The sequence below is a fragment of the Plantibacter sp. genome, from assembly GCF_059073635.1.
In genome coordinates this window covers 64,983-90,583 of the sequence record NZ_JCACOF010000008.1, presented here as the reverse complement: position 1 = coordinate 90,583, position 25,601 = coordinate 64,983, and the positions used below count along the sequence as shown (strand labels likewise).

Here is a 25,601-nt window from a genome sequence, read left to right as displayed (position 1 = left end):
GTGGTGGCCTGTGGAGAGAACGACACGAGGGTGTGGGACGCGGAGGCCGGTGAACGATGTTCACTCACAAGCCTGCCCGGAGCTTCCACATCTCTCCACAGGTTATCCACAGGGCTGCGAGGTCCGAATGTGGACAGATCGGGCTCGGATCATGTCGTCGAATGAGCGCTCGTCGTCGCCTGATGAACGAAATCGGCCCCTCGAGCGCACCGAGTGCGTCGAGGGGCCGGAAACGTTCACCAGGACGCGTCAGGCGCCGTAGCGGTTCCCCGGTCCCCGAGCCTGTCGAGGGGCCTTCGACAAGCTTAGGGACCGAGCGAGGCTCAGTGACCGAACAAGGGGTCAGGCGCCGTAGCGGAGGTTCTGCTTGATGCGGCTCGTGAGCTCGGTCACCTGGTTGTAGATCGAGCGCTTCTCCTGCATGAGGTCGGTGATCTTGCGGTTGGCGTACATGACCGTCGTGTGGTCCCGGTTGCCGAACAGCTGACCGATCTTCGGGAGTGAGAGGTTCGTGAGCTCGCGACAGAGGTACATCGCGATCTGACGCGCCGTCGCGACCGCCTGCGACCGGCTCGAGCCGTACAGGTCGTCGACCGAGAGCTTGAAGTAGTCGGCCGTCGTGTTGATGATGTCGATCGGCGAGATGACGTTGTCGTCGTCGAGGCTGATGACGTCCTTCAGCACCGTCTGGGCCAACGTCATGTCGACGGCGGTCCGGTTCAGGCTCGCGAACGCGACGACCCGGATGAGCGTGCCCTCCAGCTCACGGATGTTGCTCGACACCTTGGTGGCGATGAACTCGAGGACCTCGTCCGGGATGTGCAGCTTCTCGTTCTGCGCCTTCTTGCGCAGGATCGCGATGCGCGTCTCGAGGTCGGGAGCCTGGACGTCGGTGATGAGTCCCCACTCGAAGCGCGAACGCATCCGCTCTTCGAAGCCGGTGAGCGCCTTCGGCGGCAGGTCGCTGGTGATGACCACCTGCTTGTTGTGATCGTGCAGGGTGTTGAAGGTGTGGAAGAACGCCTCCTGCGTCTCCGCCTTGCCCTGGAGGAACTGGATGTCGTCGATCAGCAGGATGTCGATGTCGCGGTACCGCGACTGGAAGAACGAGCCGCGGTTGTTGGCGATCGAGTTGATGAAGTCGTTCGTGAACTCCTCGCTGGACACGTACCGGACGCGGATCCCCGCGTAGAGGTTCATCGCGTAGTGGCCGATGGCGTGGAGGAGGTGGGTCTTGCCGAGCCCGGAGTCGCCGTACACGAACAGCGGGTTGTAGGCCTTGGCCGGCGCTTCGGCCACGGCGACCGCGGCCGCGTGCGCGAACCGGTTGGACTGACCGATGACGAAGTTGTCGAAGCTGTACTTCGGGTTGAGTCGGGTGTCGTTCTCGCGAGCCGGCAGCGTGGGGGTCGGGGTCAGCTGCGGTTGCGGTGACTCGAGCGGTGCCGGGTCGATGTGCTGGAAGCCGGTCTGCTCGTACCGTTCCTCGACGATGTCGGGGTTGACGACGATCGCGTAGTTGCCGACGGGACCGCCGTCGACGATGGACGCGAGTGCGGCGAGGATCGGTGCCCGCATGCGCTGGTTGAGCATGCCCATCGTGAACTCGTTGGGCACCTCCAGGTAGAAGGTGCCGCCCATGATGCCCTTGGGGACGATGAGGTTGAGGAACCCGCGGAGCGGCGGGGTGATGCGGTCGTCGACGGAGAGGATCTCGAGCACCGATTGCCAGGTCTCAGCGATCGCATCGTCGGCGTCCGACATAGTTCTCCCCACACATACTCACAGGTTCATCCACAGGCTCTCCCCTGAGTATTCGGGGCTGAGCGCGGTGCTATCCACACGCTGTGCATAACCCGAGGGCTTACGCTAACAACACGTCGCCCCAGTCCCAAATCACTGTACGGCCGCCCTGCGTGTCACTGCTACAATTTCTGTGAATCCTGTGGATAATCATTCGTTTGGGCGCCGCTGGTTTGACCTTCGCGCGAGTAGACCGTAGGTTTAATCAGTTGACTTCTGCCCACGGGCACCCTTCCGTACCCTGCTGCCACCTGTGCAGTGGTGGGTCATGATCCGGAGATCGTAATTATGAGCAAGAGAACCTTCCAGCCGAACAACCGTCGTCGCGCCAAGAAGCACGGCTTCCGTCTGCGCATGCGCACGCGTGCCGGCCGCGGCATCCTGTCGGCTCGTCGCGCCAAGGGCCGCACCGAACTCTCCGCGTAGAGCCGTCGTGCTCGAGCGTGCGAGCCGGATCACGTCCGGCGACGACTACCGAGGGGTAGTTCGTCGCGGGTCCCGGTTCGTCGGCGAGCACACGGTCACGTACGTACGCATGAACCCGAAGGGCGGACAGCCGCGCTTCGGGTTCATCGTTGCGAAAACGGTCGGTAACGCAGTGACCCGCAATCTCGTCAGACGTCGCTTGAAGGCCATCTGCCACGACAGCGTCGTTCAGGCTGCCCACGGCGCTGACGTGGTCATCCGGGCGCTGCCGTCTGCAGCGACGGCGCCGTTCGCCTCGCTCCATGCCGAGGTCGATCGCGCCTTCGCGAAACGCGGCGTGATCGTCGAGAGTTCGGACGCGCACCGATGAACGGCGTCCTCGCTGCCACCTGCCTCGCGCCCCGCAATGCTGCGGTGCTGGCGCTTCGCGGGTATCGCGCCGCGATCTCTCCGCTGTACGGCGACGTCTGCCGGTATTACCCCAGCTGTTCCGCGTACGCTCTGGGAGCGGTGCAGCAACACGGTGTCGTCGTCGGTTCGGCGATGGCAGCGGCCCGCATCGCGAGATGCCACCCCTGGGCAGCACCTCGCTTCGACGAGGTGCCACCCAAGAAGAACTTCCGGTACAGCGTCACTTCTCACGGATTTGTCGTGCAACCGAGCCACGGAAAGGGCTGACCCGCACCTATGGACATCATCGGCACAATTCTCTGGCCGCTCAAATGGGCGGTCGAGCTGCTCCTCGTGGGCTGGCACCTGCTGTGGACGGCCATCGGACTCGACCCCGCGGCCGGTATCACCTGGGTCCTCTCGATCGTCGGGCTCGTCCTCGTCGTCCGTGCCGCCCTGATCCCGCTGTTCATCAAGCAGATCAAGAGCCAGCGCAAGATGCTCGAGATCGCGCCGCAGATGAAGAAGGTGCAGGAGAAGTACAAGGGCAAGCGCGACCAGGCCAGCCGTGAGGCGATGTCCCGCGAGACGATGGAGCTGTACAAGAAGCACGGCACCTCCCCCGTCAGCGGATGTCTGCCGCTGCTCGTCCAGATGCCGATCTTCTTCGCCCTGTTCTCCGTGCTCAACGACGCCCAGAAGAGCAAGGCCGGCGTCGGTCCCCTGAACGAGACCCTCGCCGTGCAGTTCGGCGACGCGAACCTCTTCGGGATCGCTCCGCTGCACACGAGCATGCAGGCGGCACTCGCCGGCAACCCGGTCAACTGGGCGGTCGTCATCATCGCCGCCGTCATGGTCATCCTCATGTGCGCGTCGCAGTTCATCACGCAGCTGCAGATCGTGTCGAAGAACATGTCGGCCGAGACGAAGGCCAGCCCGCAGTTCAAGCAGCAGCGGATCCTCCTCTACATCCTGCCCTTCGTGTTCCTCTTCTCCGGCTTCGCCTTCCCGCTCGGCGTCATGTTCTACTGGCTGACGTCCAACGCGTGGACGATGGTGCAGCAGTTCCTCGTCATCCGGAACATGCCGACGCCTGGTTCCGACGCTGCGAAGGCTCGGGAGGAGCGTCTCGCGCGGAAGGGCAAGCTCATGACGCCGAACGGCGACGTCATCTCGATCTCCGAGGCGCCGGTACCCGAGAAGAAGACCCCGACGCAGCGCCAGCAGCCCATGGGCAAGGCGCGTGCGAAGAAGCAGCAGACCGACGGACGAGACAAGTAGGAGTATCGGTGACTGACCAGGAACTGGCCCCGGCCCAGGACGAAGCACCCACCATCACGCAGCTCGAAGAAGAGGGCGACGTCGCAGCGGACTACATCGAGGAGTTCCTCGACATCTGCGACATCGATGGCGACATCGACATCGATGCCCGCAATGGTCGTGCGTACGTGTCGATCGACTCCCCCACGGAGAGCAACCTGCGTCTCCTGTCGCGTCCCGACACGGTGAACGCACTGCAGGAGCTGACCCGCCTGGCTGTTCAGAACCGTACCGGTGGCTTCTCCCGGCTCATCCTCGACATCGGCGGATCCCGCGAAGCGCGTCAGCAGGAGCTCGGCGCCCTCGTGGAGCGAGCGGTCGAGCGCATCGAGGCCGGTTCCACCGAGGCGGCACTCCCCCCGATGTCGAGCTACGAGCGCAAGCTCGTCCACGACATCGTGTCGGCTCGCGGCTTCGTGTCCGAGTCGCACGGCGAAGGCCGCGACCGTCACACCGTCATCACCCGCGGCTGACGCGGCCTGATCGTTTCACGTGAAACTGCGATGACTGACGTGCCTGCAGGACTCGAACCGGAACCGGCGGAAGCAGCCGAGTTGTTCGGCGACCGGATCGATGTCGGTCGTGCATTCGCCGCGAACCTGGCGGAGTTCGGTGAGCCACTCGGGCTGATCGGGCCCCTGGAGCTTCCGCGTCTCTGGACGCGCCACATCCTCAACAGCGTGATCGTGGCCCCGCTCCTTCATCCCGGACGAGTCGGGGACGTCGGCACTGGCGCGGGGCTGCCTGGACTGGTCCTTGCGATCGCCCGGCCGGACGTCGAGTTCGTGCTCATCGAACCGATGGAACGTCGGGTCGCCTGGCTCAACGATCAGGTAGGCGTCCTCGGGCTCGAGAACGTCACCGTCGTGCGAGCGCGCGCTGAGGAGGTTCGTCTCGATGAGCCCCTCGACCAGGTGACCGCACGGGCGGTCAGCGCATTGCGAAAGCTACTCCCCCTCACCGCTCCCCTGCTTCGGGACGGCGGAGAGCTGGTCCTCATGAAGGGTGCCGGCGCGCAGGCGGAGGTCGACGCGTCGACCAAGGAGCTTCGCAAGTACCGGGTCTCCGGCGTCGAGGTTCGAACGCTCGGCGAGGGCGTTCTCGCGGAGCCGACCCGAGTCATCGTGGGAACCGTCCGCGGCTGAAGTCGGGCGAGAGCTCTTGGGGCCTCCGCGAGGGGCCTCACAGACGATGTTCGGCGGTTTGCGAGCTCTCGGGAGAATGGCTCCTGACGAACCCCGCTGGAGAGCGAGGCCATTTCAGGGGTCCTGAGTTCGTCAGGAACGATTCTCCGGTCCATTCCGTACGCGGATCAGGCCCGCTTGGCGGGCTGGATTCGAGTGTTTTCTGGCCTTTGTCAGCAGTGTTGCTGCTGATATCTCATATATGTTCTTCGATCGGCCTGTAGCGCGAGTCTCGTGACGCGGAGCCGGCCCCGCCATTGACGGGCGGCGATGCTCCGTGCTCCGGTGATCGGCACACCCAGACGTCGATGCTCGACGCGGTGGCCGGCCAGCTAGCTGTCACTTCGGAGATGGCGGACGAGTGCGGGTGGCAACGGTGGACCTCTCAGGTTGGTGATCCGGTCGGGCTTGTCAGGGATCTGTGGCCTTCGTTCGAAGTCCCGGGTAGGTCCGAGGCTGTCCTTGGTTGCAGGGAAGATGCGTCGCCCCGTCCCCGTCCCACACGTTCAACTGACTCGCGGTGGTGCATCACGTGGCGGACCTGTCGTTGGAGACCTGCTGCGAGATGCACATTCCGCCAGTTCCTCAGGTTCCTGTGGGCCGACTGGCGCCCGAGCGTCGGCAGGCTCATGTCCGCCGGCGGGTCGGTGTTGGCGGAGGTGCTGGGTCAGTTGCCGGCCGGAGAAGGAGAGGATGGTCTGCCTGCCGCTATCGCGTGCGTCGAAGTCGTCCCGTTCTTCGAGGTTCTGGCGCGGTGCGGTGCGTTCACATTGGAGCATCCCGTGCTGCTACTCCGCGCTCTCCCCGGCGGCGAGGTACCGTGCACGGCGCCCATTCTGCGTAACGATGTGTCGAAGTGCGCCGGCACCGCGGATGTCGTACTCGTGACTCCTGTGAGCTTGGAAGGAGCAGGCGTATTCCCGATCGACGATGCATGATTCTGCGCCCAGGTGGCCTCGGCGGAGGGTGCTTGCCACCGGAAGGGTGAGATTGCGCGACGTTTCACGTGGAACGTGGGAGCGATGCCACTCGCTGGAGTCCTTCGTTCTCAGGAGTGGTTCCTGTCGGCCTGGAGTCGTGTGATCCAGTTCACTCAGTGCGTGCACGCCCAGGGAGGCCGTCGTGCTGGGACCGCCGCGGTGTTCGATGTTTCACGTGGAACATGGGTGGCGGTCTGCTCCTGCGTGGCTGTAGCGCGGTGGTGGAGACAAGTTGAGTTCGACGAGCACAGTGCGCGGTAGCAGGCTGGCCTGCGCTCGAGACCACACCCATCGGTTGCGTTGGTCCTGTCGAGAGGGTTTCACGTGAAACAGCGGCCGGGTACGACGGACCGGGTGTGAGATCGGACCGGTTGCGTGATACTTCGTCGATACCGCTCCCCCAGTGTGGGATCACACCGGTGAGGCGGATAGCGGGCTGTGGCCAGGGGCTGCGAAGACGCCTATCGATATGAGCCGTCCGACGGCTCGGCGTGCGCGGAGTCTCGGTTTCACGTGAAACGTTGGCGCGGACTCGTGCCTGTCGTGCAACTCTCCACCATACGAGCGTGTGGGACTGGGGCCTGTGGATAACTCTGTGGACAGTTCTGGCGCGCAACCGCAGGAACTGGTGATCCTCTGCGAAGAAGGGGGCCCCGCCCGGCCCACCACCGCACTGTGGCCAACTCACACCGGGGCGAGAGCCCGGACGTGCCGGGCCCGGAGTGGGACGTGCGGGTACGAACTTCCGCGGAAAGACGCGGATCTCCGCCTGATCGCAGAGGAACCTCCCACATGGTTGTCAACACACGTCCGCCGGTCTCGTCTCGGGTTGATCTGACCAGCATCGACCTGCACGCCCGGGGCTCGCGCGGTTGCGCGGGATCGGCCACGCCGGTGCCCTGTGGATAACCCTGTGGACGCAGGAGGGGGAGGTGTCCCTTCTGGGCACCATCCGGGACGTTCGACGATATGCGGGTGTCGCAAAACGGCGCTCGAGGGCCTCCGTGCGTACGCACTCCCCCGATCACTGTCGGAGATCGCTCCCCTGGCGTCAGCCCACGCTGGTACGGTTGAAGGACACGTTTCGAGCAAGAAGGTTTCACGTGAAACAACCCGAACCAACGCATTCCGCGGCTCCCGAGCGCGACTCCGTTGGTAGCGCCTTCGACGCGTCCACGCCGTTGGCTCGCGAGCTCCACCATCTGACTGAGAGGCGTAAAGCCTTGGCTCACGCAACCCTGCCGACGCCCGACCACACTCGGGTCTTCACGGTCTCCAACCAGAAGGGTGGAGTCGGCAAGACGACGACCACCGTCAACATCGGCGCCGCCCTCGCTCGTTCGGGCGCTCGTGTCCTCGTGATCGACCTGGATCCCCAGGGGAACGCGTCAACCGCACTCGGTGTCGAGCATCACTCGGACGTCCCGAGTGTCTACGACGTCCTGATCGACGACTTCCCCCTGGCCGATGTCGTCCAGCAGAGCCCCGAGTTCCCCACGCTGTTCTGCGCTCCCTCGACGATCCATCTCGCCGGCGCGGAGATCGAACTCGTGTCACAGGTCGCGCGTGAGCACCGACTCCGCACGGCGCTCGAACAGTTCATCCAGGACGCCGAAGAGCCGTTCCACTACGTCCTGATCGATTGCCCGCCGTCCCTCGGCCTCCTGACGATCAATGCCTTCGTCGCGGCCAAAGAGGTACTCATCCCGATCCAGTGCGAGTACTACGCGCTCGAGGGCTTGAGTCAGCTCCTCAGTAGCATCCAGCTGATCCAGCGGCACCTGAACCCAGGGCTCGCCGTCAGCACCATCCTCCTGACGATGTACGACGGGCGCACCAACCTCGCGCAGCAGGTGGCCCAGGACGTCCGAGACCACTTCACCGGGCAGGTCCTCGAGTCGGTCATCCCACGAGCGGTGCGCATCTCCGAAGCCCCCAGCTTCGGGCAGAGCGTCATCAGCTACGACCCCACGTCACTCGGCGCGGTGTCCTATCTCGAAGCAGCGGCGGAGATCGCCAACCGATGGGCCGCAGGCTCCTCCGATACACCCGATACGAACCACCCTGAGGGAGTCAGTCACTGATGGCAACGAAACGAACTGGACTCGGTCGCGGGATCGGTGCACTCATTCCGACGACGAGTTCAGACTCGCAGGCGAACCGTCCCGTCGACGTCTTCTTCCCCGACAACCAGGGCACTGCCCGCAAGGCGGCGAAGGACGCGGCTACTGCCGCCGCGGACGCCGCCGCAGCAGAGGCGGCGGCAGCCGACGCCCCCACTGCACCGGACGCCGCTGCGACCACGGCAGATGGGCCGCAGCTCGTGGCCGTCCCCGGTGCCCGGCTGGCGTACCTCTCCCCCGAACTGATCGTGCCGAACGCCAACCAGCCGCGCACGGTCTTCGATGAGGACCACCTCGCCGAACTCGTCACGAGCATCCGTGAGGTCGGCGTGCTGCAGCCGATCGTGGTCCGACCGATCCCTGGCGACGACGAACGATACGAACTCATCATGGGTGAGCGCCGTCTTCGCGCCTCCAAGGAGGTGGGTCTCGACCGCATCCCCGCGATCATCAAGGACACCGCCGACGAGGACATGCTGCGCGATGCGCTGCTCGAGAACCTGCACCGCTCGGAGCTGAATCCGCTCGAGGAGGCTTCTGCATACCAGCAGCTCCTGGCCGACTTCGGAATCACCCAGGACGAGCTTGCCAACCGCATCGGTCGTTCCCGCCCCCAGATCAGCAACACCATCCGCCTGCTCAAGCTGCCGGCGGCCGTGCAGCAGCGCGTCGCTGCCGGTGTGCTGAGCGCCGGACATGCTCGCGCCATCCTGTCGCTGACCGATCCTGAGGCACAGCAGCGCTTGGCCGACAAGATCGTGAACGAGGACCTGTCGGTTCGCGCGGCCGAGGCTGCTGCGGCTCAGGGTGTTCAGGCGAAGAAGCCGCGTCCGGTGGCCGGATCGCGACGCGGACAACTCGATGAGATCGCAGACCGCCTCGGCGACCGCCTGAACACCCGCGTGAAGGTGACGCTCGGTGCGAAGAAGGGACAGATGGTCGTGGAGTTCGCGACCATCGCCGACCTCAACCGCATCCTGAGCGAGCTTGGCGAGTCAGGATTCGGTCAGTCTTCCTGACGCTGTTTCACGTGAAACATGGGCCGTTCGGCCGCGGGGTCCCGTATGCGCTTCGCCAAGCTCAGGGACCAACGCGGTGGAATCCGTGGATTGGCGGACAGCCACCCCATCTCGGCTACTGAGCTCTGTCGAAGCGCGGCGCGGGTGCACTGTGATTGATAACCCCTGATCAGAGCGACAATTCGGGGTGTTTCACGTGAAACTCCTCGACAGCGAAGAACCGCCCGGCTCAGATGAGCCGGGCGGTTCCGTGGTTCAGAAAAACCTGATCAGGCGAGGAAAGCCGCGAGATCCTTCTCGAGTGCGGCCTTCGGCTTGGCGCCGATGACGGTCTGCACGACCTCGCCACCCTTGAAGACCTTCATCGCGGGGATGGAGGTGATCTGGTACTTCATGGCCAGGTTCGGGTTCTCGTCGACGTTCAGCTTGAGAACGGTGATCTTGTCGCTGTTCTCGGAGCCGATCGTGTCGAGGATCGGGCCGACCGCGCGACACGGACCGCACCAGGCGGCCCAGAAGTCGACGAGGACGGGCTTGTCGCTGTTGATGACCAGTTCGTCGAACGTGGCCTCGGTGACTGCATCTGACATGAGTGTTCTCCTTCGTGGTGGCCAGGCCGACAGCCTGGCCGTCGATCAAACGGTGGTGGTGAGCACGGGGTCGGCCGGCTGCGGACGACCGGCCGTCTGTGCTTCGCCGATGGCCGACGCTTCCCCAGCAGCCTGCTCGAGGTCTGCGAGGTAGTGCTCCGCGTCGAGGGCGGCGATGGTGCCGCTGCCGGCCGCGGTGATGGCCTGTCGGTACGTGGGGTCGATGACGTCGCCCGCGGCGAAGACGCCGGGGAGGTTGGTCTTCGACGAGCGGCCCTTGACGGCGATCGTGCCCTCGGGGGCGAGCTCCAGCTGGCCGTGGATGAGGTGCGTGCGCGGGTCGTTGCCGATCGCGATGAAGAGGCCACCGAGCGGCAGGTGTGTCTCGGTGCCGTCGGTGGTCGAGCGCAGCGTCACGCCGTCGACCGCGTCGGCGCCGGTGATGCCGGCGACTTCGCTGTTCCAGATGAACTCGATCTTCTCGTTCGCGAACGCACGGTCCTGCATGATCTTCGACGCGCGCAGGGTGTCCTTGCGGTGGATGACGTACACCTTCGACGCGAACCGCGTGAGGAAGGTGGCCTCCTCCATGGCGCTGTCGCCGCCGCCGATGACCGCGATCGTCTTCTCCTTGAAGAAGAAGCCGTCGCAGGTGGCGCACCAGGACACACCGTGGCCGGAGAGTCGCTCTTCGTCGTGCAGGCCGAGCTTGCGGTAGGCGGAGCCGGTGGCGAAGATCACGGTGTGGGCCTCGTGCACCTGTCCGTTGCCGAGGGTGACCGTCTTGACGTCGCCGTCGAGCTTGAGCTCGGTGACGTCGTCGTAGAGGACCTCGGTGCCGAACCGCTCTGCCTGCTCCTGGAGCTTCATCATGAGCTCGGGGCCCTGGATGCCCTCGGGGAAGCCGGGGAAGTTCTCGATCTCGGTGGTGTTCATGAGCTCGCCGCCGGCCTCGACCGATGACGCGACGAGCAGCGGCTGCAGCGAGGCGCGGGCAGCGTAGATCGCCGCCGTGTAGCCGGCGGGTCCTGATCCGATGATGATGACCTGACGCACGATGCTCCTCAGTGGTTCGTGGGCTCCCGGACCAGGTGGGTTCCGGGGTTCCGAGTGGTGTAACACATCCTAACCGGCCGCTATTCCGCTCCCCCCGGGGCCTCGGGCAGCTCTCAGCCGGTGTGCGTGAGGTGGTGTCGACGCGTGGGTGTCAGCGCCCGAAGCGGGCGAGGACGGGCGCCAAGGCCGCCTTGAGCTCCGGCGTGCGGAGGAGGGCGAGCACCGCGAGGTACACGGCGGCCATCGCCGCCCCGACGACGGCCATGGTGACGATGGCGCCGGGGATCGTGGCGGTCGGGAACCCCTCCTCGCTGACACCGCCGAGCAGCAGCAGCACGACGACTCCGACCACAGCCGCAGGCACGGCGGCGGCGATGAACCGGACCAGGCTCAGGACGATACGTCGGCCGTCGAGACCCCCCAGCCGGCGCCGGAGCAGCAGTGCGGCGACCACGGTCTGTGCGATGCACGCGATCGTGATGGCGAGCGCGACGCCGGCACCCACCAGATGCGGTGGGAGGACCAGGAGCACGATCAGCGCCAGGAGGACGAACAGGAGGGTCTGGAACAGGGTGAAGAAGAAGGGCGTCTTCGTGTCTCCGAGGGCGTAGAAGGCGCGCTGGAGGACGAAGAGGATGCAGAAGGGCACGAGTCCGATCACGAACGCGATGATGATGCCGCCCATCGCCTGCGCCTGTTCGAACGTCTCGGCGAAGACACTGCCGAACGGCACGGCGACCACCATGATGACGGCCGCTGCGAGCACGATGAGGACGCTCACGACGCGGATGGCCCCGGAGATGTCGGCCTGCAGCCGCGGGATGTCCCGTCCGCGATCGCGTGTGCCCTGCGCGTGCTCGCTCATCCGCGTGAAATAGGCCGTCGCGATCGAGACGGTGATGATCGAGTGCGGGAGCATGAAGATCAGCCAGGCGTAGTTGAGGATCGCGACCGAGGGTCCCTGCTTGCTCACGGAAGCGACGATCTGGGTCTCGACGATCCCCGCACCGGTCGTCAGGAGCAGCATGCCGAAGGTCCAGCTGGCGATCCGCCCGGTGGCGCGGAGGCCGACGCCTCGCCACTGGAAGTCCGGTCGGAAACGCAGTCCGGCCCGACGCCAGAACAGCATGAGGAAGGCGGCCTGGACGACGACGCCGAGGGTGGCGGAGCCTGCGAGGAGCACCGTTCGACCGTCGGTCCACTCGCTGACCGCGAGGTCGCCGCTGCCGTACAGCGTGATGAAGGCGATCAGCCCGGCGATCGCGATGACGTTGTTGAGCACCGGTGCCCAGGTGAACGGTCCGAACATCTTGCGTGCGTTCAGGACCTCCCCGAGGACGGTGTAGAGCGCGTAGAACAGGATCTGCGGGAGACACCAGTAGGCGAATGCCGTCGCGAGCGCGAATTGATCAGGCGACAGCGTCGCGGCGACGATGAACACGAACACGGGTGCGAGCAGGGTGATGAGCGCGGTGGCCCCGCCGATGAAGACGAGGGTGATGGTGACGAGCTTGTTGATGTACGCGTTGCCACCGTCGGCATGGATCCCCGCACGGACGATCTGTGGCACGAGCACGGCGCTGAGCACGCCGCCACCGATGATGACGTAGATCGTGTTCGGGAGCTGGTTGGCGATCGCGAAGGTGTCGCCGATGACCAGGACGCCGATGGCCTGAGCCACGAGGATCGCCTTGACGAAGCCGAGCAGTCGGGAGACGAGGGTTCCCGAGGCGAGGAGCGCGCTCGCCCTGCCGATGCCGTCAGCCATTCGTCTCCTGTCGTCCGGGTGACGACTCTACCGGGGGCTCACCGCCGGGGGGCTGACCGCTGTCCGGAGCATCTGTGGGGGCGGCGGACGTGGCACCCGAGCCGCGTCGCTTGGCTCGTCGGCTCACCACCATGCGGACCACACCGCTGACGAACAGCAGGGCGACGAGCAGGGCGAGGACGACGGCACCGATGCCCTCCCAGTCGGCGCGGACGTTCACGCCCACGAAGGACTGTTCGCCGATCGCCTGCCCGCTGGTGCTGAAGAGTTGCAGACGGAGGGTGACGTCGCCGTTGCCGATCTGCGACTGCACGGGGACGAGCACGGTGGCGCGCGAGTCCGCGGCGATCTCCTGCGTCACGGAACCGGAGATGCTCAGTCGACCGTTGCTCGGCGAGGCCTCCATGACCACGGTGACGGGATAGGGCAGGTCATTGCGCACGGCGAACGGCAGGGACACCTCGCCGCCGACCATGTTGATGCGACTGCTGTCGGTGACGCGCACCGACGCGAGGACCGTGTCCGTCCGTTCCTGCTGCGCGGTCACCGCCGATCCCCAGTCGCCCTCCGTACGCAGCCAGCCGGCCGCGAGGCTGGAGAGCAGGGTGGCGCGCTCCCGTCCGGTCAGCAGCTCGGGTTCGTCGAGCACCGAGGAGAAGGCGGTGACGTCCTGTTCCTCGTCGAGGAGGACCTGCACGTCGGACACGCGTTCGCTGTCGGGTGCCATCGCCCCGAGCGTCGCCGCGGCAGGGGGCTCGGCGAGCGTCGCCGCCAGGGAGGTCTGCGTCGTGGCCGGCAGGGAGCGGAGCGCGTTCACGGTGTCGGCGAGGGCGGGCAGGGTCGCGTCCACTCCCCGAGGCAGCACGGCGACGACCGTTCCGCCGGACGAACCCTCGGTGCCGATGGCGGCCGCCCGCGCGTTCACGTCGGCGATGGCGCTCTCGAACGCGGCGTCCGTCGTGGCGGCGGCGGCGTCGCCCAGCGACTCGGCGAGGCCGTGGTCGGCCAGCAGCGTCTGCGCCGTGCCGACCGCCGTCGAGGCGCGCACGGACTGTCCGGTGTCGGTCGTGTTCGCGGAGTCGAGCAACGTGACCGTTCCGCCCGATGCGGCGAAGACGGCGAGATCCGCATCGGTCACCGCGCCGCCCGCCCACACGATGCTGGGGAGCGAGTAACTCCACCTGAGGAGCTCGTCCATCGTCGGAACGGTCGGCACCGCCTGGCCGGGCGTCTCGGAGGGGCTCGGTGTGGGTGCCGGTTCCTCCGACGGAGTGGCTGCCGCCGATGGTTCGGAGGACGTGGCCGGTGAGGAGCCGGCCTGCGGAGTCGGCTGGACGTCGTCGGGCCCGGTGGTCGGCGACGCGGTCGGGGTGGGCGTCTCGGTCGGCTGCACGACGGGGAAGTCGGCGACGTTCAGGGCGAAGGAGAACGAGCTCGGGGTCAGCAGTCGGTCGAGGCCGGCTTCGGCCTGCACGGCGGGTTCGGCGTCGCCGTACTGGAGCGCGAAGGTCTCGTTCGGAGCGGCCTCGAGGCGGGCGAGCCAGGCGACGGCGCTCTCCGGTGCGCGCGTGCCGAGCGCCCGGATGGACGCGATGATGCGTGGGTCGATCCCGAGCGCGATCTGCTCGCCGAAGAGTGCGTCGAGCTGCGTCGTGAGCGCGCCGTCGTCGGCCGTGAGCTCGGTGAGTTCGTCCGCATCGAGGAGTCCGCCGTAACTGAGCGGCACGGTGAGCGGGGCGACGAGCGCGACGGTGGCTGACGTGGGCTGTCCTTGCGCCCGCCAGACGAGCGCCGTCCGACCTCCGGCCGCCGTGTCGCCCGCGACGTAGCCGGCTGAGACGCCGTAGGAGCCCCACGCGTCGGTGTCGTCGAACCCCAGCGCCGGAGGAGTGAAGTCGAGCCCGCTGACGACGTACTGCTGCCCGGCGATGAGCTCGGGGATGTCGATCGTCCGCACCACGGTGGTGCCGGCGGGGGTCGCGGCCGCGTCCGCACCGGTCGTGTCGAGCCAGGCGTCGAGCGCCGCCGTGCCGGTGATCCGCGCCGTGGTGATCGCCACGGACACGGAGCCGGCGGGGAGATCGGCGTCGGTGCCGTTCGTGAGCGTGATGCCGAACGAGGTGAGGGACGAGGGTTCGACCGCTCCCCCGTCGCTCGGACTCACCTCGACGGACACGAGGCCGTCGGGAGTCGATGCCGTGTTCGCGCTCAGCTCGGGCGAGGCGATCGCGCTGGAACCCGTGGACCATCCGCCGGCGGACACCACGGCGAACGACAGCGCGGCTGCTGCGAGGGCGCTGAGGAGGCGTGGGCGGTGGCGGTGGCGTGTCATGGGCGGTGGGGACGGTCCGCTCGGGCGGAGCCGTCCGGTGACGATTGTACGGGGGCCTCCCAGTCGAACCTGGATGCTTGTGCGCTGTACGACGCCGATGCGACGTCGGCGGAGGTGTGAGGCGGCCTCGCGTCCTACGCCCGCGGGGCCGGGTCGGACGTCTCGGAGGAGTCCGTCCCGTCCACTCGTGCTCCGGCTTCGTCCTCTCGGTCCTCCCGGCGCCCGGCGCCGAGCGACAGGGTGGCGAGGAAGCCGACGGCCAGGAATCCTGCGGCCGCGAACGCCGCGGAGCGGGTGCCGTCCGACAGGGCGATCCTGGCGTCCTCGGCCACCGTCGCGGTCGCCGGGTTCGCGTCGAGACCGGCGATGGCGGCGCCCGAGCTGTCGACGACACTCGTCACGAGGGCGTCGCGCTGCGCGGTCGGCACACCGGCGTCCTCGAGTCGTCCGTCGAGGACCGACGCCGTGCTCACGAAGAGGATGGTCCCGAGGACGGCGATACCGAGTGCCGAGCCGATCTGCCTCGCCGTGCTCTGCGTCCCGGAGCCCTGGCCGCTCTGCTCGACGGGCACGTCCTTCAGGACGACGCCCGTCAGCTGTGCGGTGGCGAGACCGACGCCGAAGCCGTAGACGAACAGGAACGGCACGATCGCGAACCATTCGGTCGCCGGCCCGACGACCAGCCCGATGCCCGCGACACCGATGATCTCCGCGACGATGCCGACGCGGACGATCAGGACGGGCGCGACCCGGTTGCCGAACGCGCCGGCGAACCCGCTCGCGACGAAGGAACCGATCGCGAGGGCCAGGAGGATCAGACCGGTCTGCAGTGCGCTGTAGCCGAGGACGAACTGGAGCCAGATCGGCAGCGAGAGGATGATGCCGAACTCCCCCAGCGAGACGATGAGGGCGGCGATGTTGCCGTTCCGGAACGACGGCAGTGAGAACAGGGAGAACGCGATGATCGTGCTGCGCCCCTGGCGCATCCGGTGGCGTCCCCAGAGGACGAACGCGACACCTGCGAGGACCGTGACCATGAGGGCCACAGGTACCGGGGAGAGGGTGAACGGCCAGGTCCAGTCCCCGATGACGAGCGGGGTGTCCGTGAGCCACCACCCGAGACTCCGGCCCTCGATGAGTCCGTAGACGAGGGACGCGCTCGTCAGGATCGACAGGACGGCGCCGACGGCGTCGATGCGGTCGGTCGCGGGTTCCCGCGACTCCGATACGAACAGGAGCAGTCCGACGATGATGAGGACACCGAGCGGCACGTTGATCCCGAACGCCCAGCGCCAGGAGAAGTCGGTGGTGAGCCAGCCGCCGAGGAGCGGACCGACCGCCACCATGCCCCCGATCGTGGAGCCCCAGACCGCGAAGGCGATCGCACGGTCGCGGCCTCGGAAGGTCGCGTTGATGATGGAGAGGGTCGTCGGCAGGATCATCGCGCCGCCGACGCCCTGGATGACCCGGGACAGGATCAGGAGGTCGCCCGTCGGCGCGATGGCGGCGAAGACGGAGGCTCCGCCGAAGACCACGACGCCGATGAGCAGCATGCGACGACGGCCGAACCGGTCGGCGAGCGTGCCGAACACGATGAGCAGTGCGGCGAAGACGAGCGTGTAGGACTCCTGGACCCACTGCACCTGGGTCGAGGAGATCCCGAGGTCGTCGACGATCGACGGGATCGCCACGTTGACGATCGTCGAGTCGACGATGATGAGGGCGACGGCGATGCTGATGACGACGAGGCCGAACCATTTGCGACGGTCCGACGGCGAGCGCTCAGGCTTCGCGGAAGGCGTGGACTCCGTCATGCGCGGAAACGATCAGCTGGCTGCATATTCTGATTATGCGCCTTCTCGAGGCTGATGTCACACGGACATCCGGTGGTCAGACGAGGAGCGGCTGCAGCTGGTGCGAGCCGTCGAGCAAGAGGTCCAGGAGTGCGGCGGGGCGCTCGATCCGCTCACTGGGTGCCGAGAGCGACAGCCCCGCGACGAGACCGCCGCGGTCGTCCCGGATCGGGACCACGAGGCAACCGTGACCGGGCGTCACCTCACCCACCTGTCGTGCATACCCGAGTCGTTCGACGTCGCGGATCAACGGCTCGGCGTCCCGGAACGGCCGTTGGACGAGTCCTGACCAGTCGTATCCGCCATGAGCGAGCTCGTGCAGAAGGAGGCGCCCGATCGCGGAGGTGTCGAGGCGCCTGACGATCCGCTGCTCGTCACTCAACGGGAAGTCGGGATCCGCATCCGCGATCCTGATCCGATCGCCCTCGTACCGCACGAGGTGGACGCCTCCTCGGACGCTCGACCGCAATCGTCCGATCACCTCGCGCGCAGCGAGCGGGGGTGGGGCCGGAGCGACGAGATGGGCGAGCTCGACGACCTTCCGCCCGAGTGCGAATCCGCGCAGGTCGGGCATGCGGACGAGGTATTCGTCCTGGACGAGGAGGTTGAGGAGTCGGTAGGTGGTCGCCCTCGGCATGTCGAGTCCGGCTGAGACCTCCTGCGCCGTCACACCGGCACCGCATCGCGCGACCTCTTCGAGCACGGTGAGCGCGCTGTGCACGGCCTTCGGCTGTCGGGCGCGGAGCTCGCCCGCGCCGCTCACCGGTGCTCCGCGGACGGTCCGCCGAGCACGTCGGCGCTCACCGTCTCGTCGTAGACCCCCACGGTCGAACTCAGCCACGGTCGGCGTCGATGCCGGATCGCCCAGATCGTGATACCGAGCGCCATCGTGACGAGGAACACCCAGACGCCGACGCCCCGTTCGCCGGTGCTCTCGACGACCAGGTAGACGACGAGCGCGACGGACAGCAGCACCCCGGCCACCACCGCGCGCAGGAGCGGCCAGAGCGTCAGTTCTCCGATCCGCCAGAGGAAGACCGGGGCTGCGATGCAGACGAGGACGTAGGCGGTGATGTACCCGGCCGCGGCCACGACGATGAGGACCTGCATGGCCGCCCAGGCTCCTCCGGTCAGCAGGAGCGCGAGCACCGAGACGGGCGTGACGATCGCCAGAGCCGTGATGATCGCCACATGGGGCGTTCGGAACCGGCCGTGCGTGGTCCCGAGGCGCGACGGGAGGACCCCTTCTCGACCCATCGAGAAGACGACCCGCGAGAACGCCGTGATGGAGGCGATCGCACAGGCGAGGAACGAGGCCGCGACGGACAGGTCGAGCAGCAGTCCCATCCATTCGACCCCGGAGGCCAGCGCCAGGTCGTTGATGGGCGTCCGCGTCGCGGTGATGTCCTCCCCCAACGCCGCGAAGCCCGCCAGCTGACTGTACGAGGTGACGAGGAAGAGGAGACCCGCGCCGACGACGGTCCAGACCAGGGACCGTGGGATGCTCGCGAAGGGCCGGCGGGCTTCGACGCCCAGCGTCGAGGAGCTCTCGAATCCGACGAAGGCGGTCACGGCGAGGACCGATCCGACCGCGAGGTGTTCCGGGGAGGCGTCCAGCCCGAGCACCGCCCAATCGGGCGTCGGTCCCAGCTGCGACAGGAGCACGCCCACGAGGATGAGGATGATCGCGACCGAGGCGCTCTCCACGATCAGGGTCACCCGGGTGGACAGGTGGATCCCGCGGACGAGCACGACGAGGCAGACCATGGCCATGCAGACGAGCAGTGCGGACACGACACCCGTCGAACTCGGCATGCCGGGCCAGAACCGGTGCAGCAGGATCGACAGGTAGTACCCGGCTCCGGCCAGGGCGAACATGGCGATGAAGCCGTACCCGATGAGCAGCGCGACGCCCGTGACGAAGGCCGCACCCGTTCCGAGCCCCTTGGAGACGAAGGTGTACAGCGAGCCGGTCGCGGCGATGCGCTTCGCGAACACGTTCACGGTGGTGGCGACGAGCAACGACAGCAGCATCGCGATGGCGAGCGACCACATGGTCGCCCCGCCCGCGGTCACGGTGACGATCAACGGGATCGTCGTCGCAGCGGCGGACGGCGCCACCGCCGAGACGGACTGGGCGAACACGTCGATGAACCCGACACTGCGCCGCTGGAGGCCGTCGACCGGTGACCGGGACTCGAGACCACGGACGCTCGGAGGATTGCTGATCGCGCGTTCCAGAGCCGTCACGTCCCTCACCTCCTCCTCGTCGTTCAGGCTAGGCGCGTCCCGTTGCACCGGCGTGGCGGGCGTGTTTCGGCTTCATGACCGTCAAATGAGACAGCGGTGTCGACCGGTCTCATTCGGTGCCGAGCAGGTGTTACGGCGACGAGACGAGGCGGCAACAGGAGACCGGGATGCTGGCCTCGTCCCGATACCGCCGCATTGCTCGAGGAGTGTCCATGACCGTCACGAAAGGTCCGGCCACCGATGCCGGACAGCCCACCCGGTCCCTGAAGGGATCGCTCGGCGTCACCGCCATCGTCTTCATGGTCGTCGCCGCGGCGTCGCCGTTGACGGTCGTCGGTGGAGCCGCACCGCTCGGCATCCTGCTCGGCAACGGGGTCGGCTTCCCGAGCATGTACGTCGTGTCCGCGGTGATCCTCCTGCTGTTCGCCGTCGGACTCTCGGCCATGACCCGGCATGTGCCCAAGCCGGGTGCCTTCTTCACCTTCGTCGGATACGGGCTCGGCAAACCGGCCGGTCTCGCGTCGGCGTTCCTCGCCCTCCTGACCTACACGACCATCCAGGTGTCGGTGTACGGCTACATCGGCTACCTGTTGAGCGTGACCTTCGCCGGTCTCGGCGCTCCGGAGATCCCCTGGTACGTCTACTCGCTCGCGTCGATCGCCGTGGTCGGTCTGCTCGGCTACCGCCACATCGACCTCAGCTCGAAGGTCCTCGGCGTCCTGCTCGTGGCGGAGGTCGGGATCGTCCTCGTCCTCGCCGGGGCGGTCATCGTGACCGGCGGTGCCGACGGGCTGTCGGCCGAGCCGTTCGTGCCCGAGCAGGTGTTCTCCGGGTCGCCCGGTGTCGGACTGATGTTCGCGATCGCGGCGTTCATCGGGTTCGAGGCGACCGCGATCTTCCGCGACGAGGCGAAGGACCCGTCCCGCACGATCCCACGGGCGACCTACATCGCGGTGATCGGGATCGGCCTGTTCTACACCCTCGCCTCCTGGGCGCTCGTCATGGCCTGGGGGCCGGACGACGTCCTCGCCGTGGCCGGTGAGGACCCGGGTGCGATGATCCTCCGCACCACGCTGCTCTACCTCGGTCCGGTCGGAGAGCTCGTCATCAACGTCCTCCTCATCACGAGCATGTTCGCCTGCGTCCTCTCCTTCCACAACGTCATCACCCGCTACCAGCACACGATGTCGAACGCCGGCGTCCTGCCGGGCCGGCTCGGCGGCGTCCACCCCAAGCACCTCTCGCCGCACACCTCGTCGCTCGTCCAGAGCGCAACCGCAGCGATCCTGATCGTCGTCTTCGCCGTGCTCGGTCTCGACCCCGTCCTGCAGGTGTTCACGTGGTTCGCCGGCGTCGCGACCCTCGCGATCGCGATCCTCATGGCGGTCACGAGCCTCGCGGTGATCGTGTACTTCGCTCGCACGAAGCAGGATCGGCGGCTGTGGAACACGGTCGTCGCACCCGGCCTCGGGTTCATCGGACTCGTCGGTTCGGCCGTCGTGATCGTCGTCTACTTCCCGATGCTGGTGGGAGACGTGGATGCGGGCGGCAACCCCGTGTTCGGAACCGTGAGCGCCGTCCTCCTCGCCCTCATCGCGGTCTGCCCCGTCGTCGGCCTCGTGCAGGCCGCGTACCTGCGTCGTCGTCGCCCGGCCGCCTACGCCGACGTCATGGACGCCATCGGCGGTTGACCATCCGACCCTTCCCCTCGCCACCCGCGACCACCCGCATCACCGAACCAGGAGCATCACGATGACCATCACCGACCCCACCACCCTGCGCAGCGCCGACGGCGACGCCCCCGTCCAGCACCCGCTCGCCAGCCTGTCCGCACCCGAGTTCGACCGCATCCGCGACATCGTCACCGGCTTCGACGACTTCACCGAGACGACCCGGTTCGCCTACGTCGGCCTCGAGGAGCCCCACAAGCGGGCGGTGCTCGCCTGGCAGGCCGGCGACGGTCCACTGCCGGAACGCCTCGCCCGCGTGATGCTGCTCGACATGGCCACGGGTCGATCGACGGACAACGTGGTGTCCATCGACAGCGGGTCCCTGCTCAGCACGGTCGTGCTGGACGGCTCCCGCGGCCAACTGCCGATCCTCATCGAGGAGTTCGACGCCATCGCGGAGATCGTGGCGGAGGACGAGGGGTGGGTCGCCGCCCTCGCCGCCCGTGGCTGCACGGTCGACGAGGTGAAGGTCGTCCCGCTGTCGGCAGGCTTCTACGACTATCCCGAGGAGGTCGGGCGCCGGATCGTCCGGGTCCTCGCGTTCCGCCAGGACTACCCGGCCGACCACCCGTGGGCCCACCCCGTCGACGGGCTGAGCGCCTATGTCGACACCGCGGCGCGGCGGATCACCCGCCTGATCGACGCGACCGCCCTGGCGATTCCGGCGGAGCCCGGGAACTTCGACGACCCGGCGGTCCAGGGTGCTCCGCTCTCCTCGCTCAAGCCGATCGTCATCACCCAGCCGGAGGGTCCGAGCTTCCAGGTCGACGGCGAGTTCGTCGAGTGGGGCAATTGGCGGTTCCAGGTCGGGTTCGACGTCCGTGAGGGCCTCGTCCTCCGTCAGCTCTCGTTCGACGATGCCGGCGAGGAACGACCGATCATCTACCGGGCGTCGATCAACGAGATGCTGGTCCCCTACGGTGACCCCTCCCCCGTGCGCTTCTGGCAGAACTACTTCGACACCGGCGAGTACCTGTTCGGCCGGTTCACGAACTCCTTGGCGCTCGGGTGCGACTGCGTGGGCGAGATCAAGTACTTCGACGCGGTGCTCGCCGATGAACTCGGCAACCCGTTCACGATCGAGAACGGTATCTGCATGCACGAGGAGGACTTCGGCACCCTCTGGAAGCACTCCGACCTGTACACCGGCTCGAACGAGGTCCGGCGGTCGCGTCGGCTGGTCATCTCGTTCTTCACGACCGTCGGCAACTACGACTACGGGTTCTACTGGTACCTGTACCTCGACGGCACCATCGAGTGCGAGTCGAAGCTGACGGGCATCCTGTTCACCTCGGCGTACCCCGGGCTCGACGCGGAGGGCGCCGACTACCCGTACGCCTCGGAGGTCGCGCCCGGGCTCGGTGGGCCGTACCACCAGCACCTCTTCTCGGCCCGTCTGGACATGATGGTCGACGGTCTGTCGAACGCGGTCGAGGAGGTGGACGCGGTCCGGGTGCCGATCGGGCCGGGGAACGAGCACGGCAACGCGTTCACGAAGCGGGTCACGCGGCTCAGCACGGAAGCGGGGTCCGGACGCGTGGCGGACGGCTCGGCCGCTCGGGCCTGGCACATCGTCAACACGGAGAAGACGAACCGGATGGGACGCCCGACGGGGTACGTGCTGTACCCGCAGGAGTCGCCGACGCTCATGGCCGACGCGTCGTCGTCGATCGCCAAGCGGGCGGAGTTCGCGACGAAGCACCTCTTCGTCACGAAGTACGACCCGGCTGAACGATACGCGGCGGGCGACTTCGTCCACCAGAACCCGGGTGGCGACGGTATCACGCGGTTCATCGAGGGCGACGAGTCGATCGACGGCGAGGACATCGTGCTCTGGCACACCTTCGGACCGACGCACTTCCCCCGTCCAGAGGACTGGCCGGTGATGCCGGTGGACTACGCCCGGTTCACGCTCAAGCCCTACGGTTTCTTCGGCAAGAACCCGACCCTGAACGTCCCGCCGAACGAAGCGGTCGGGCACTGTTCGCACGACACCGGCGCCGCGCACGCGGGACACGGAGGTCACGACCAGGGCGCCGAGGAGCACTGTGGCCACGGGCACTAGGTCGCGGCGATGAGCGAGGTCCTCCACCTCGGGGCGCTCGTCCCGGCCGCCGTCGGCGCCTGTTGCACCGTCGGCGGCCGACGCGGACCCCTCGACCTCGTGGCCGCGATCGTCATGCTCGCGGCGATGCTCGACCTGGCGACCGGTGTCGGGATGCTGCATCCGTTGCTCTGGGCCGTCGTCCTGATCGTCCTCGCCGTCGCCTCGGCGGTCCGGCTTCGGTCCATCGCCGGACTGCCGGCTCCGGTCGACGACGCTGTGTCGCTCGCCGTCACGCGCCACCGTGCGGCGATGACCGTGCACACCTCAGGCGGTCTCGTCATCATGGCGGCGCTCGTGTGCACCATGGCGGGTCATGCCGCCGGGAGTATATATGCCGGATCGGGTATACACCCGGCAGGCCATCAGATCGGAAGCAGTGCCCTCCCTGCCGTGCTCCTGGCGGGCGCCATGGCGGGGTTCATCGCTCTGTCCACGCGCATCGCGGTCGACGCGGCTCGGCGGCGTGAGCGGGTCGTGGTCGTCGAGGTGGTGAGCATGACGGTCTCCGTCGTCGCCATGGGGCTCGCCGCGGCGCTGTGACCTGGGCGGCGGCGTCGATCTACTCGGCGTCGTCGCCCTCCCACGGCGGCCGGGCGACCTTGCCGGACATCCGCCATACCGCTCGGGTCAACTCGGGGTGCACGCGGGCGATCTCACGGAGTACCTCGTACTCCAAGTGGTCCGCGTTGTCGCGGTGGTCCTGGGCGTCGTCGAGCGACGAGTACCCGGCGAGCCGCGCCATCGCGTGCTGGGCGGCCAGACCCCGGGCGTGCAGCGCGTCGTCCCGGAGGACGGCGACGACGAGCTCGTCGACCGTCGGCATCGAGGGCAGGAAGTCCCAGGGGTCCTCACCGTCGCGGGCGCGGTGCTCGATGATCACCTCGCGCTCGAGCTGTGCGTCGCGGCGCAACCTGGGGAGGTCGACGGCCTGCAGATCCACGTACCCTCCTCGCTCCGGCGCACCCCGCGGCGCGCACTCGGGTATCAAGGGTACGCCCGGTATCGGTGGACCATGCCGTCAAGGCGCAGCTCCCTCGCGGCCGAGGCTGGTACCGCAGGACCACCGATGTCGTCCGATCGGCGGATGCCGGGGTCGCATCAGGTCCATCCTCATGCGGATGTGGTCGGTGGCGGCGCTCCATAGCGTGGAGTGGGGCGGATCGCGCCCACTCCGCGACCGAGAGGCCCGTCCTTCCATGTCATTCCTCACGAGGCTCAGCCTCGCCAATCGACTGATCGTCGGCCTCATCACCGCGGCGATCGTGGCCTTCGGACTCTTCGCGGTCGGTTCGCTGAAGCAGGAACTCCTGCCGTCCGTGCAGCAGCCGGGTGCCGTCGTGGCCGCGACGTATCCCGGTGCATCGCCGTCGTCGGTGGAGCGCGAGGTCACGAAGCCCGTCGAGCAGGCGGTCCAGGGGGTCAAGGGCGTCACCGGCGTCACCTCGACGTCGGTCAGCGGTTCCACGTCCGTGCAGGTGAGCTGGGACTTCGGCCAGGACGACGAGAAGATCGTCGGCGACATCCGCAGCGCGCTCGCCGGCCTGAAGAGCACCCTTCCGAACGACACGAGCACCGAGGTCTACGCCGGTGGGAGCGACGACATCCCCGTGCTGCAGCTCGCGGTCGCGTCCGAGGACGAGTCCGGCGAGTTCGCGGGCAAGGTCGAGACCACCGTGCTCCCCGCGCTCCGTGGGATCGCCGGCGTGCGTCAGGTCGATCTCGCGGGTGAGAACGCCACGCAGCTCGTCATCACGATGCGTCCGGCCGACCTCGCGGCCAAGAAGGTGACCGCGGAGGAGGTCATGGCGGCCGTCCAGGCGAGTGGTGCCGTGACGGCGGCCGGCACCAGTGTCGACGCCGGCAAGGAGCTCTCGATCGAGGTCGGTTCGCGCCGTCGGCTCGCTGGCCGAGGAACTGCAGGCGCTCCCCATCCAGCACGAGGACGGGCCCGTTCGCGCTCTCCGCCGTCGCGGACGTGGAGCTCGTGCCCGCAGCCGAGACCTCCATCGCCCGGGCGGACGGTCTCCCGTCGCTGTCGCTCACGATCCTCAAGGACCCGTCGGCCAACGCCGTCCAACTCGCCCACACCATCCGTGACGCCCTCCCCGGGCCTGGAGCAGGAGCTCGGCTCGGGTGCGGCGTTCACCGTCGTCTTCGACCAGTCGCCGATGGTCGAGCAGTCCATCCACGACCTCTCCGTCGAGGGCGGGCTCGGGCTGTTGTTCGCGATCATCGTGATCCTGGTCTTCCTGCTGTCGATCCGGTCCACGATCATCACGGCCGTGTCGATCCCGCTCTCCCTCCTCATCGCGATGATCGGTCTGTGGATCGGCGACTACTCGCTCAACATCTTCACGCTCGCAGCGCTGACCGTCGCGGTCGGGCGGGTGGTCGACGACTCGATCGTGGTGATCGAGAACATCAAACGTCGGCACACCGGGCGGGCGATGACGACCACGAGCGTCGTCGAGGCGGTCCGCGAGGTCGCCGGGGCCGTGACCGCGTCGACGATCACGACCGTGGCCGTGTTCCTCCCGGTCGCCTTCGTCGGCGGGACGGTCGGCGAGCTGTTCCGACCGTTCGCCGTCACCGTGTCGGTCGCGCTCATCGCGTCCCTCGTGGTGTCGCTCACGATCGTGCCGGTGCTCGCTTACTGGTTCATGCGAGGCT

The 25,601-nt window shown here is 67.5% G+C and carries 20 protein-coding genes and 1 pseudogene; 12 read left to right on the top strand and 9 right to left on the bottom strand.

What is annotated here, in order from left to right:
- Positions 1–342: 342 nt before the first annotated feature.
- Complete coding sequence (gene dnaA, locus AC5JOC_RS07620) at positions 343–1,764, bottom strand: chromosomal replication initiator protein DnaA (RefSeq protein WP_064294038.1); 1,422 nt, start codon at positions 1,762–1,764, stop codon at positions 343–345.
- A 327-nt stretch (positions 1,765–2,091) separates the two neighbouring features.
- Here dnaA and rpmH point away from each other — a divergent pair, with 327 nt between their 5' ends.
- From rpmH to AC5JOC_RS07580, 8 genes are all read left to right on the top strand, one after another.
- Entirely contained in the window at positions 2,092–2,229 is a 138-nt protein-coding gene (rpmH, locus tag AC5JOC_RS07615) for a 50S ribosomal protein L34 (protein ID WP_056010217.1), read from the top strand.
- Positions 2,168–2,599, top strand: a complete 432-nt coding sequence (gene rnpA, locus AC5JOC_RS07610; RefSeq protein ID WP_338000133.1) for a ribonuclease P protein component — start codon at positions 2,168–2,170, stop codon at positions 2,597–2,599. Before rpmH ends, rnpA begins: the two co-directional genes overlap by 62 nt.
- Complete coding sequence (gene yidD, locus AC5JOC_RS07605) at positions 2,596–2,907, top strand: membrane protein insertion efficiency factor YidD (RefSeq protein ID WP_079003764.1); 312 nt, start codon at positions 2,596–2,598, stop codon at positions 2,905–2,907. The genes rnpA and yidD overlap by 4 nt, the downstream gene beginning before the upstream one ends.
- A gap of 9 nt (positions 2,908–2,916) precedes the next feature.
- Positions 2,917–3,900, top strand: a complete 984-nt coding sequence (gene yidC, locus AC5JOC_RS07600) for a membrane protein insertase YidC (RefSeq protein WP_124767832.1) — start codon at positions 2,917–2,919, stop codon at positions 3,898–3,900.
- A gap of 8 nt (positions 3,901–3,908) precedes the next feature.
- Entirely contained in the window at positions 3,909–4,412 is a 504-nt protein-coding gene (locus AC5JOC_RS07595) for a Jag family protein (protein WP_064294041.1), read from the top strand.
- Positions 4,413–4,442: 30 nt separating this feature from the next.
- Complete coding sequence (rsmG, locus tag AC5JOC_RS07590) at positions 4,443–5,084, top strand: 16S rRNA (guanine(527)-N(7))-methyltransferase RsmG (RefSeq protein WP_494245995.1); 642 nt, start codon at positions 4,443–4,445, stop codon at positions 5,082–5,084.
- A 2,200-nt stretch (positions 5,085–7,284) separates the two neighbouring features.
- On the top strand, positions 7,285–8,187 hold the full coding sequence (locus tag AC5JOC_RS07585; RefSeq protein ID WP_274500041.1) for a ParA family protein: 903 nt from the start codon (positions 7,285–7,287) through the stop codon (positions 8,185–8,187).
- On the top strand, positions 8,187–9,245 hold the full coding sequence (locus tag AC5JOC_RS07580; RefSeq protein ID WP_079704316.1) for a ParB/RepB/Spo0J family partition protein: 1,059 nt from the start codon (positions 8,187–8,189) through the stop codon (positions 9,243–9,245). The genes AC5JOC_RS07585 and AC5JOC_RS07580 overlap by 1 nt, the downstream gene beginning before the upstream one ends.
- A 269-nt stretch (positions 9,246–9,514) precedes the next feature.
- Here the strand turns inward: AC5JOC_RS07580 and trxA are convergent, their stop codons facing one another.
- The 7 genes from trxA to AC5JOC_RS07545 form a co-directional block, all read right to left on the bottom strand.
- The gene (gene trxA / locus AC5JOC_RS07575; RefSeq protein WP_064294045.1) at positions 9,515–9,835 is read right to left on the bottom strand and encodes a thioredoxin; all 321 of its coding nucleotides are present in this window, start codon (positions 9,833–9,835) and stop codon (positions 9,515–9,517) included.
- A gap of 45 nt (positions 9,836–9,880) precedes the next feature.
- Positions 9,881–10,891: a thioredoxin-disulfide reductase gene (trxB, locus tag AC5JOC_RS07570; protein WP_086472471.1), complete on the bottom strand. Its 1,011-nt coding sequence runs from the start codon at positions 10,889–10,891 to the stop codon at positions 9,881–9,883.
- 151 nt (positions 10,892–11,042) lie between these two features.
- Positions 11,043–12,659, bottom strand: coding sequence for a murein biosynthesis integral membrane protein MurJ (gene murJ / locus AC5JOC_RS07565; RefSeq protein WP_079704314.1), 1,617 nt, complete (start codon positions 12,657–12,659; stop codon positions 11,043–11,045).
- Positions 12,652–14,991 carry a DUF6049 family protein gene (locus AC5JOC_RS07560; RefSeq protein WP_426738995.1) on the bottom strand — a complete coding sequence of 780 codons (2,340 nt, stop codon included), beginning with the start codon at positions 14,989–14,991 and terminating at the stop codon, positions 12,652–12,654. Before AC5JOC_RS07560 ends, murJ begins: the two co-directional genes overlap by 8 nt.
- 134 nt (positions 14,992–15,125) lie before the next feature.
- Entirely contained in the window at positions 15,126–16,805 is a 1,680-nt protein-coding gene (locus tag AC5JOC_RS07555) for a DHA2 family efflux MFS transporter permease subunit (protein WP_494245992.1), read from the bottom strand.
- Positions 16,806–16,881: 76 nt separating this feature from the next.
- Positions 16,882–17,607: an IclR family transcriptional regulator gene (locus AC5JOC_RS07550; RefSeq protein ID WP_124767826.1), complete on the bottom strand. Its 726-nt coding sequence runs from the start codon at positions 17,605–17,607 to the stop codon at positions 16,882–16,884.
- Positions 17,604–19,094, bottom strand: a complete 1,491-nt coding sequence (locus AC5JOC_RS07545) for an APC family permease (RefSeq protein ID WP_124767825.1) — start codon at positions 19,092–19,094, stop codon at positions 17,604–17,606. Before AC5JOC_RS07545 ends, AC5JOC_RS07550 begins: the two co-directional genes overlap by 4 nt.
- Positions 19,095–19,306: 212 nt before the next feature.
- Between AC5JOC_RS07545 and AC5JOC_RS07540 the strand changes: the two genes are divergently transcribed.
- The 3 genes from AC5JOC_RS07540 (at position 19,307) to AC5JOC_RS07530 (ending at position 23,471) form a co-directional block, all read left to right on the top strand.
- The gene (locus AC5JOC_RS07540; protein ID WP_159876496.1) at positions 19,307–20,785 is read left to right on the top strand and encodes an APC family permease; all 1,479 of its coding nucleotides are present in this window, start codon (positions 19,307–19,309) and stop codon (positions 20,783–20,785) included.
- Between the two features lie 61 nt (positions 20,786–20,846).
- A complete protein-coding gene (locus AC5JOC_RS07535; RefSeq protein WP_494245989.1) occupies positions 20,847–22,889 on the top strand; it encodes a primary-amine oxidase in 2,043 nt (680 codons plus the stop codon).
- Positions 22,890–22,898: 9 nt separating this feature from the next.
- The gene (locus AC5JOC_RS07530; RefSeq protein WP_494245987.1) at positions 22,899–23,471 is read left to right on the top strand and encodes a hypothetical protein; all 573 of its coding nucleotides are present in this window, start codon (positions 22,899–22,901) and stop codon (positions 23,469–23,471) included.
- A gap of 19 nt (positions 23,472–23,490) precedes the next feature.
- Here the strand turns inward: AC5JOC_RS07530 and AC5JOC_RS07525 are convergent, their stop codons facing one another.
- Positions 23,491–23,871: a hypothetical protein gene (locus AC5JOC_RS07525; protein ID WP_064294055.1), complete on the bottom strand. Its 381-nt coding sequence runs from the start codon at positions 23,869–23,871 to the stop codon at positions 23,491–23,493.
- Between AC5JOC_RS07525 and AC5JOC_RS07520 the strand changes: the two are divergent.
- A pseudogene (locus AC5JOC_RS07520) lies at positions 23,804–25,555 on the top strand (efflux RND transporter permease subunit); the annotation flags it as partial. The gene AC5JOC_RS07525 and the pseudogene AC5JOC_RS07520 overlap by 68 nt on opposite strands.
- Between the last annotated feature and the right edge of the window lie 46 nt (positions 25,556–25,601).

Coding starts and splice junctions, on each gene's coding strand:
- rsmG (WP_494245995.1), top strand. CDS start 4,443: ATGACTGACGTGCCTGCAGGACTCGAACCGGAACCGGCGGAAGCAGCC.
- trxA (WP_064294045.1), bottom strand. CDS start 9,835: ATGTCAGATGCAGTCACCGAGGCCACGTTCGACGAACTGGTCATCAAC.
- AC5JOC_RS07530 (WP_494245987.1), top strand. CDS start 22,899: ATGAGCGAGGTCCTCCACCTCGGGGCGCTCGTCCCGGCCGCCGTCGGC.
- murJ (WP_079704314.1), bottom strand. CDS start 12,659: ATGGCTGACGGCATCGGCAGGGCGAGCGCGCTCCTCGCCTCGGGAACC.
- AC5JOC_RS07560 (WP_426738995.1), bottom strand. CDS start 14,991: ATGACACGCCACCGCCACCGCCCACGCCTCCTCAGCGCCCTCGCAGCA.
- yidC (WP_124767832.1), top strand. CDS start 2,917: ATGGACATCATCGGCACAATTCTCTGGCCGCTCAAATGGGCGGTCGAG.
- AC5JOC_RS07535 (WP_494245989.1), top strand. CDS start 20,847: ATGACCATCACCGACCCCACCACCCTGCGCAGCGCCGACGGCGACGCC.
- dnaA (WP_064294038.1), bottom strand. CDS start 1,764: ATGTCGGACGCCGACGATGCGATCGCTGAGACCTGGCAATCGGTGCTC.
- rpmH (WP_056010217.1), top strand. CDS start 2,092: ATGAGCAAGAGAACCTTCCAGCCGAACAACCGTCGTCGCGCCAAGAAG.
- AC5JOC_RS07580 (WP_079704316.1), top strand. CDS start 8,187: ATGGCAACGAAACGAACTGGACTCGGTCGCGGGATCGGTGCACTCATT.
- AC5JOC_RS07540 (WP_159876496.1), top strand. CDS start 19,307: ATGACCGTCACGAAAGGTCCGGCCACCGATGCCGGACAGCCCACCCGG.
- yidD (WP_079003764.1), top strand. CDS start 2,596: ATGAACGGCGTCCTCGCTGCCACCTGCCTCGCGCCCCGCAATGCTGCG.
- AC5JOC_RS07555 (WP_494245992.1), bottom strand. CDS start 16,805: ATGACGGAGTCCACGCCTTCCGCGAAGCCTGAGCGCTCGCCGTCGGAC.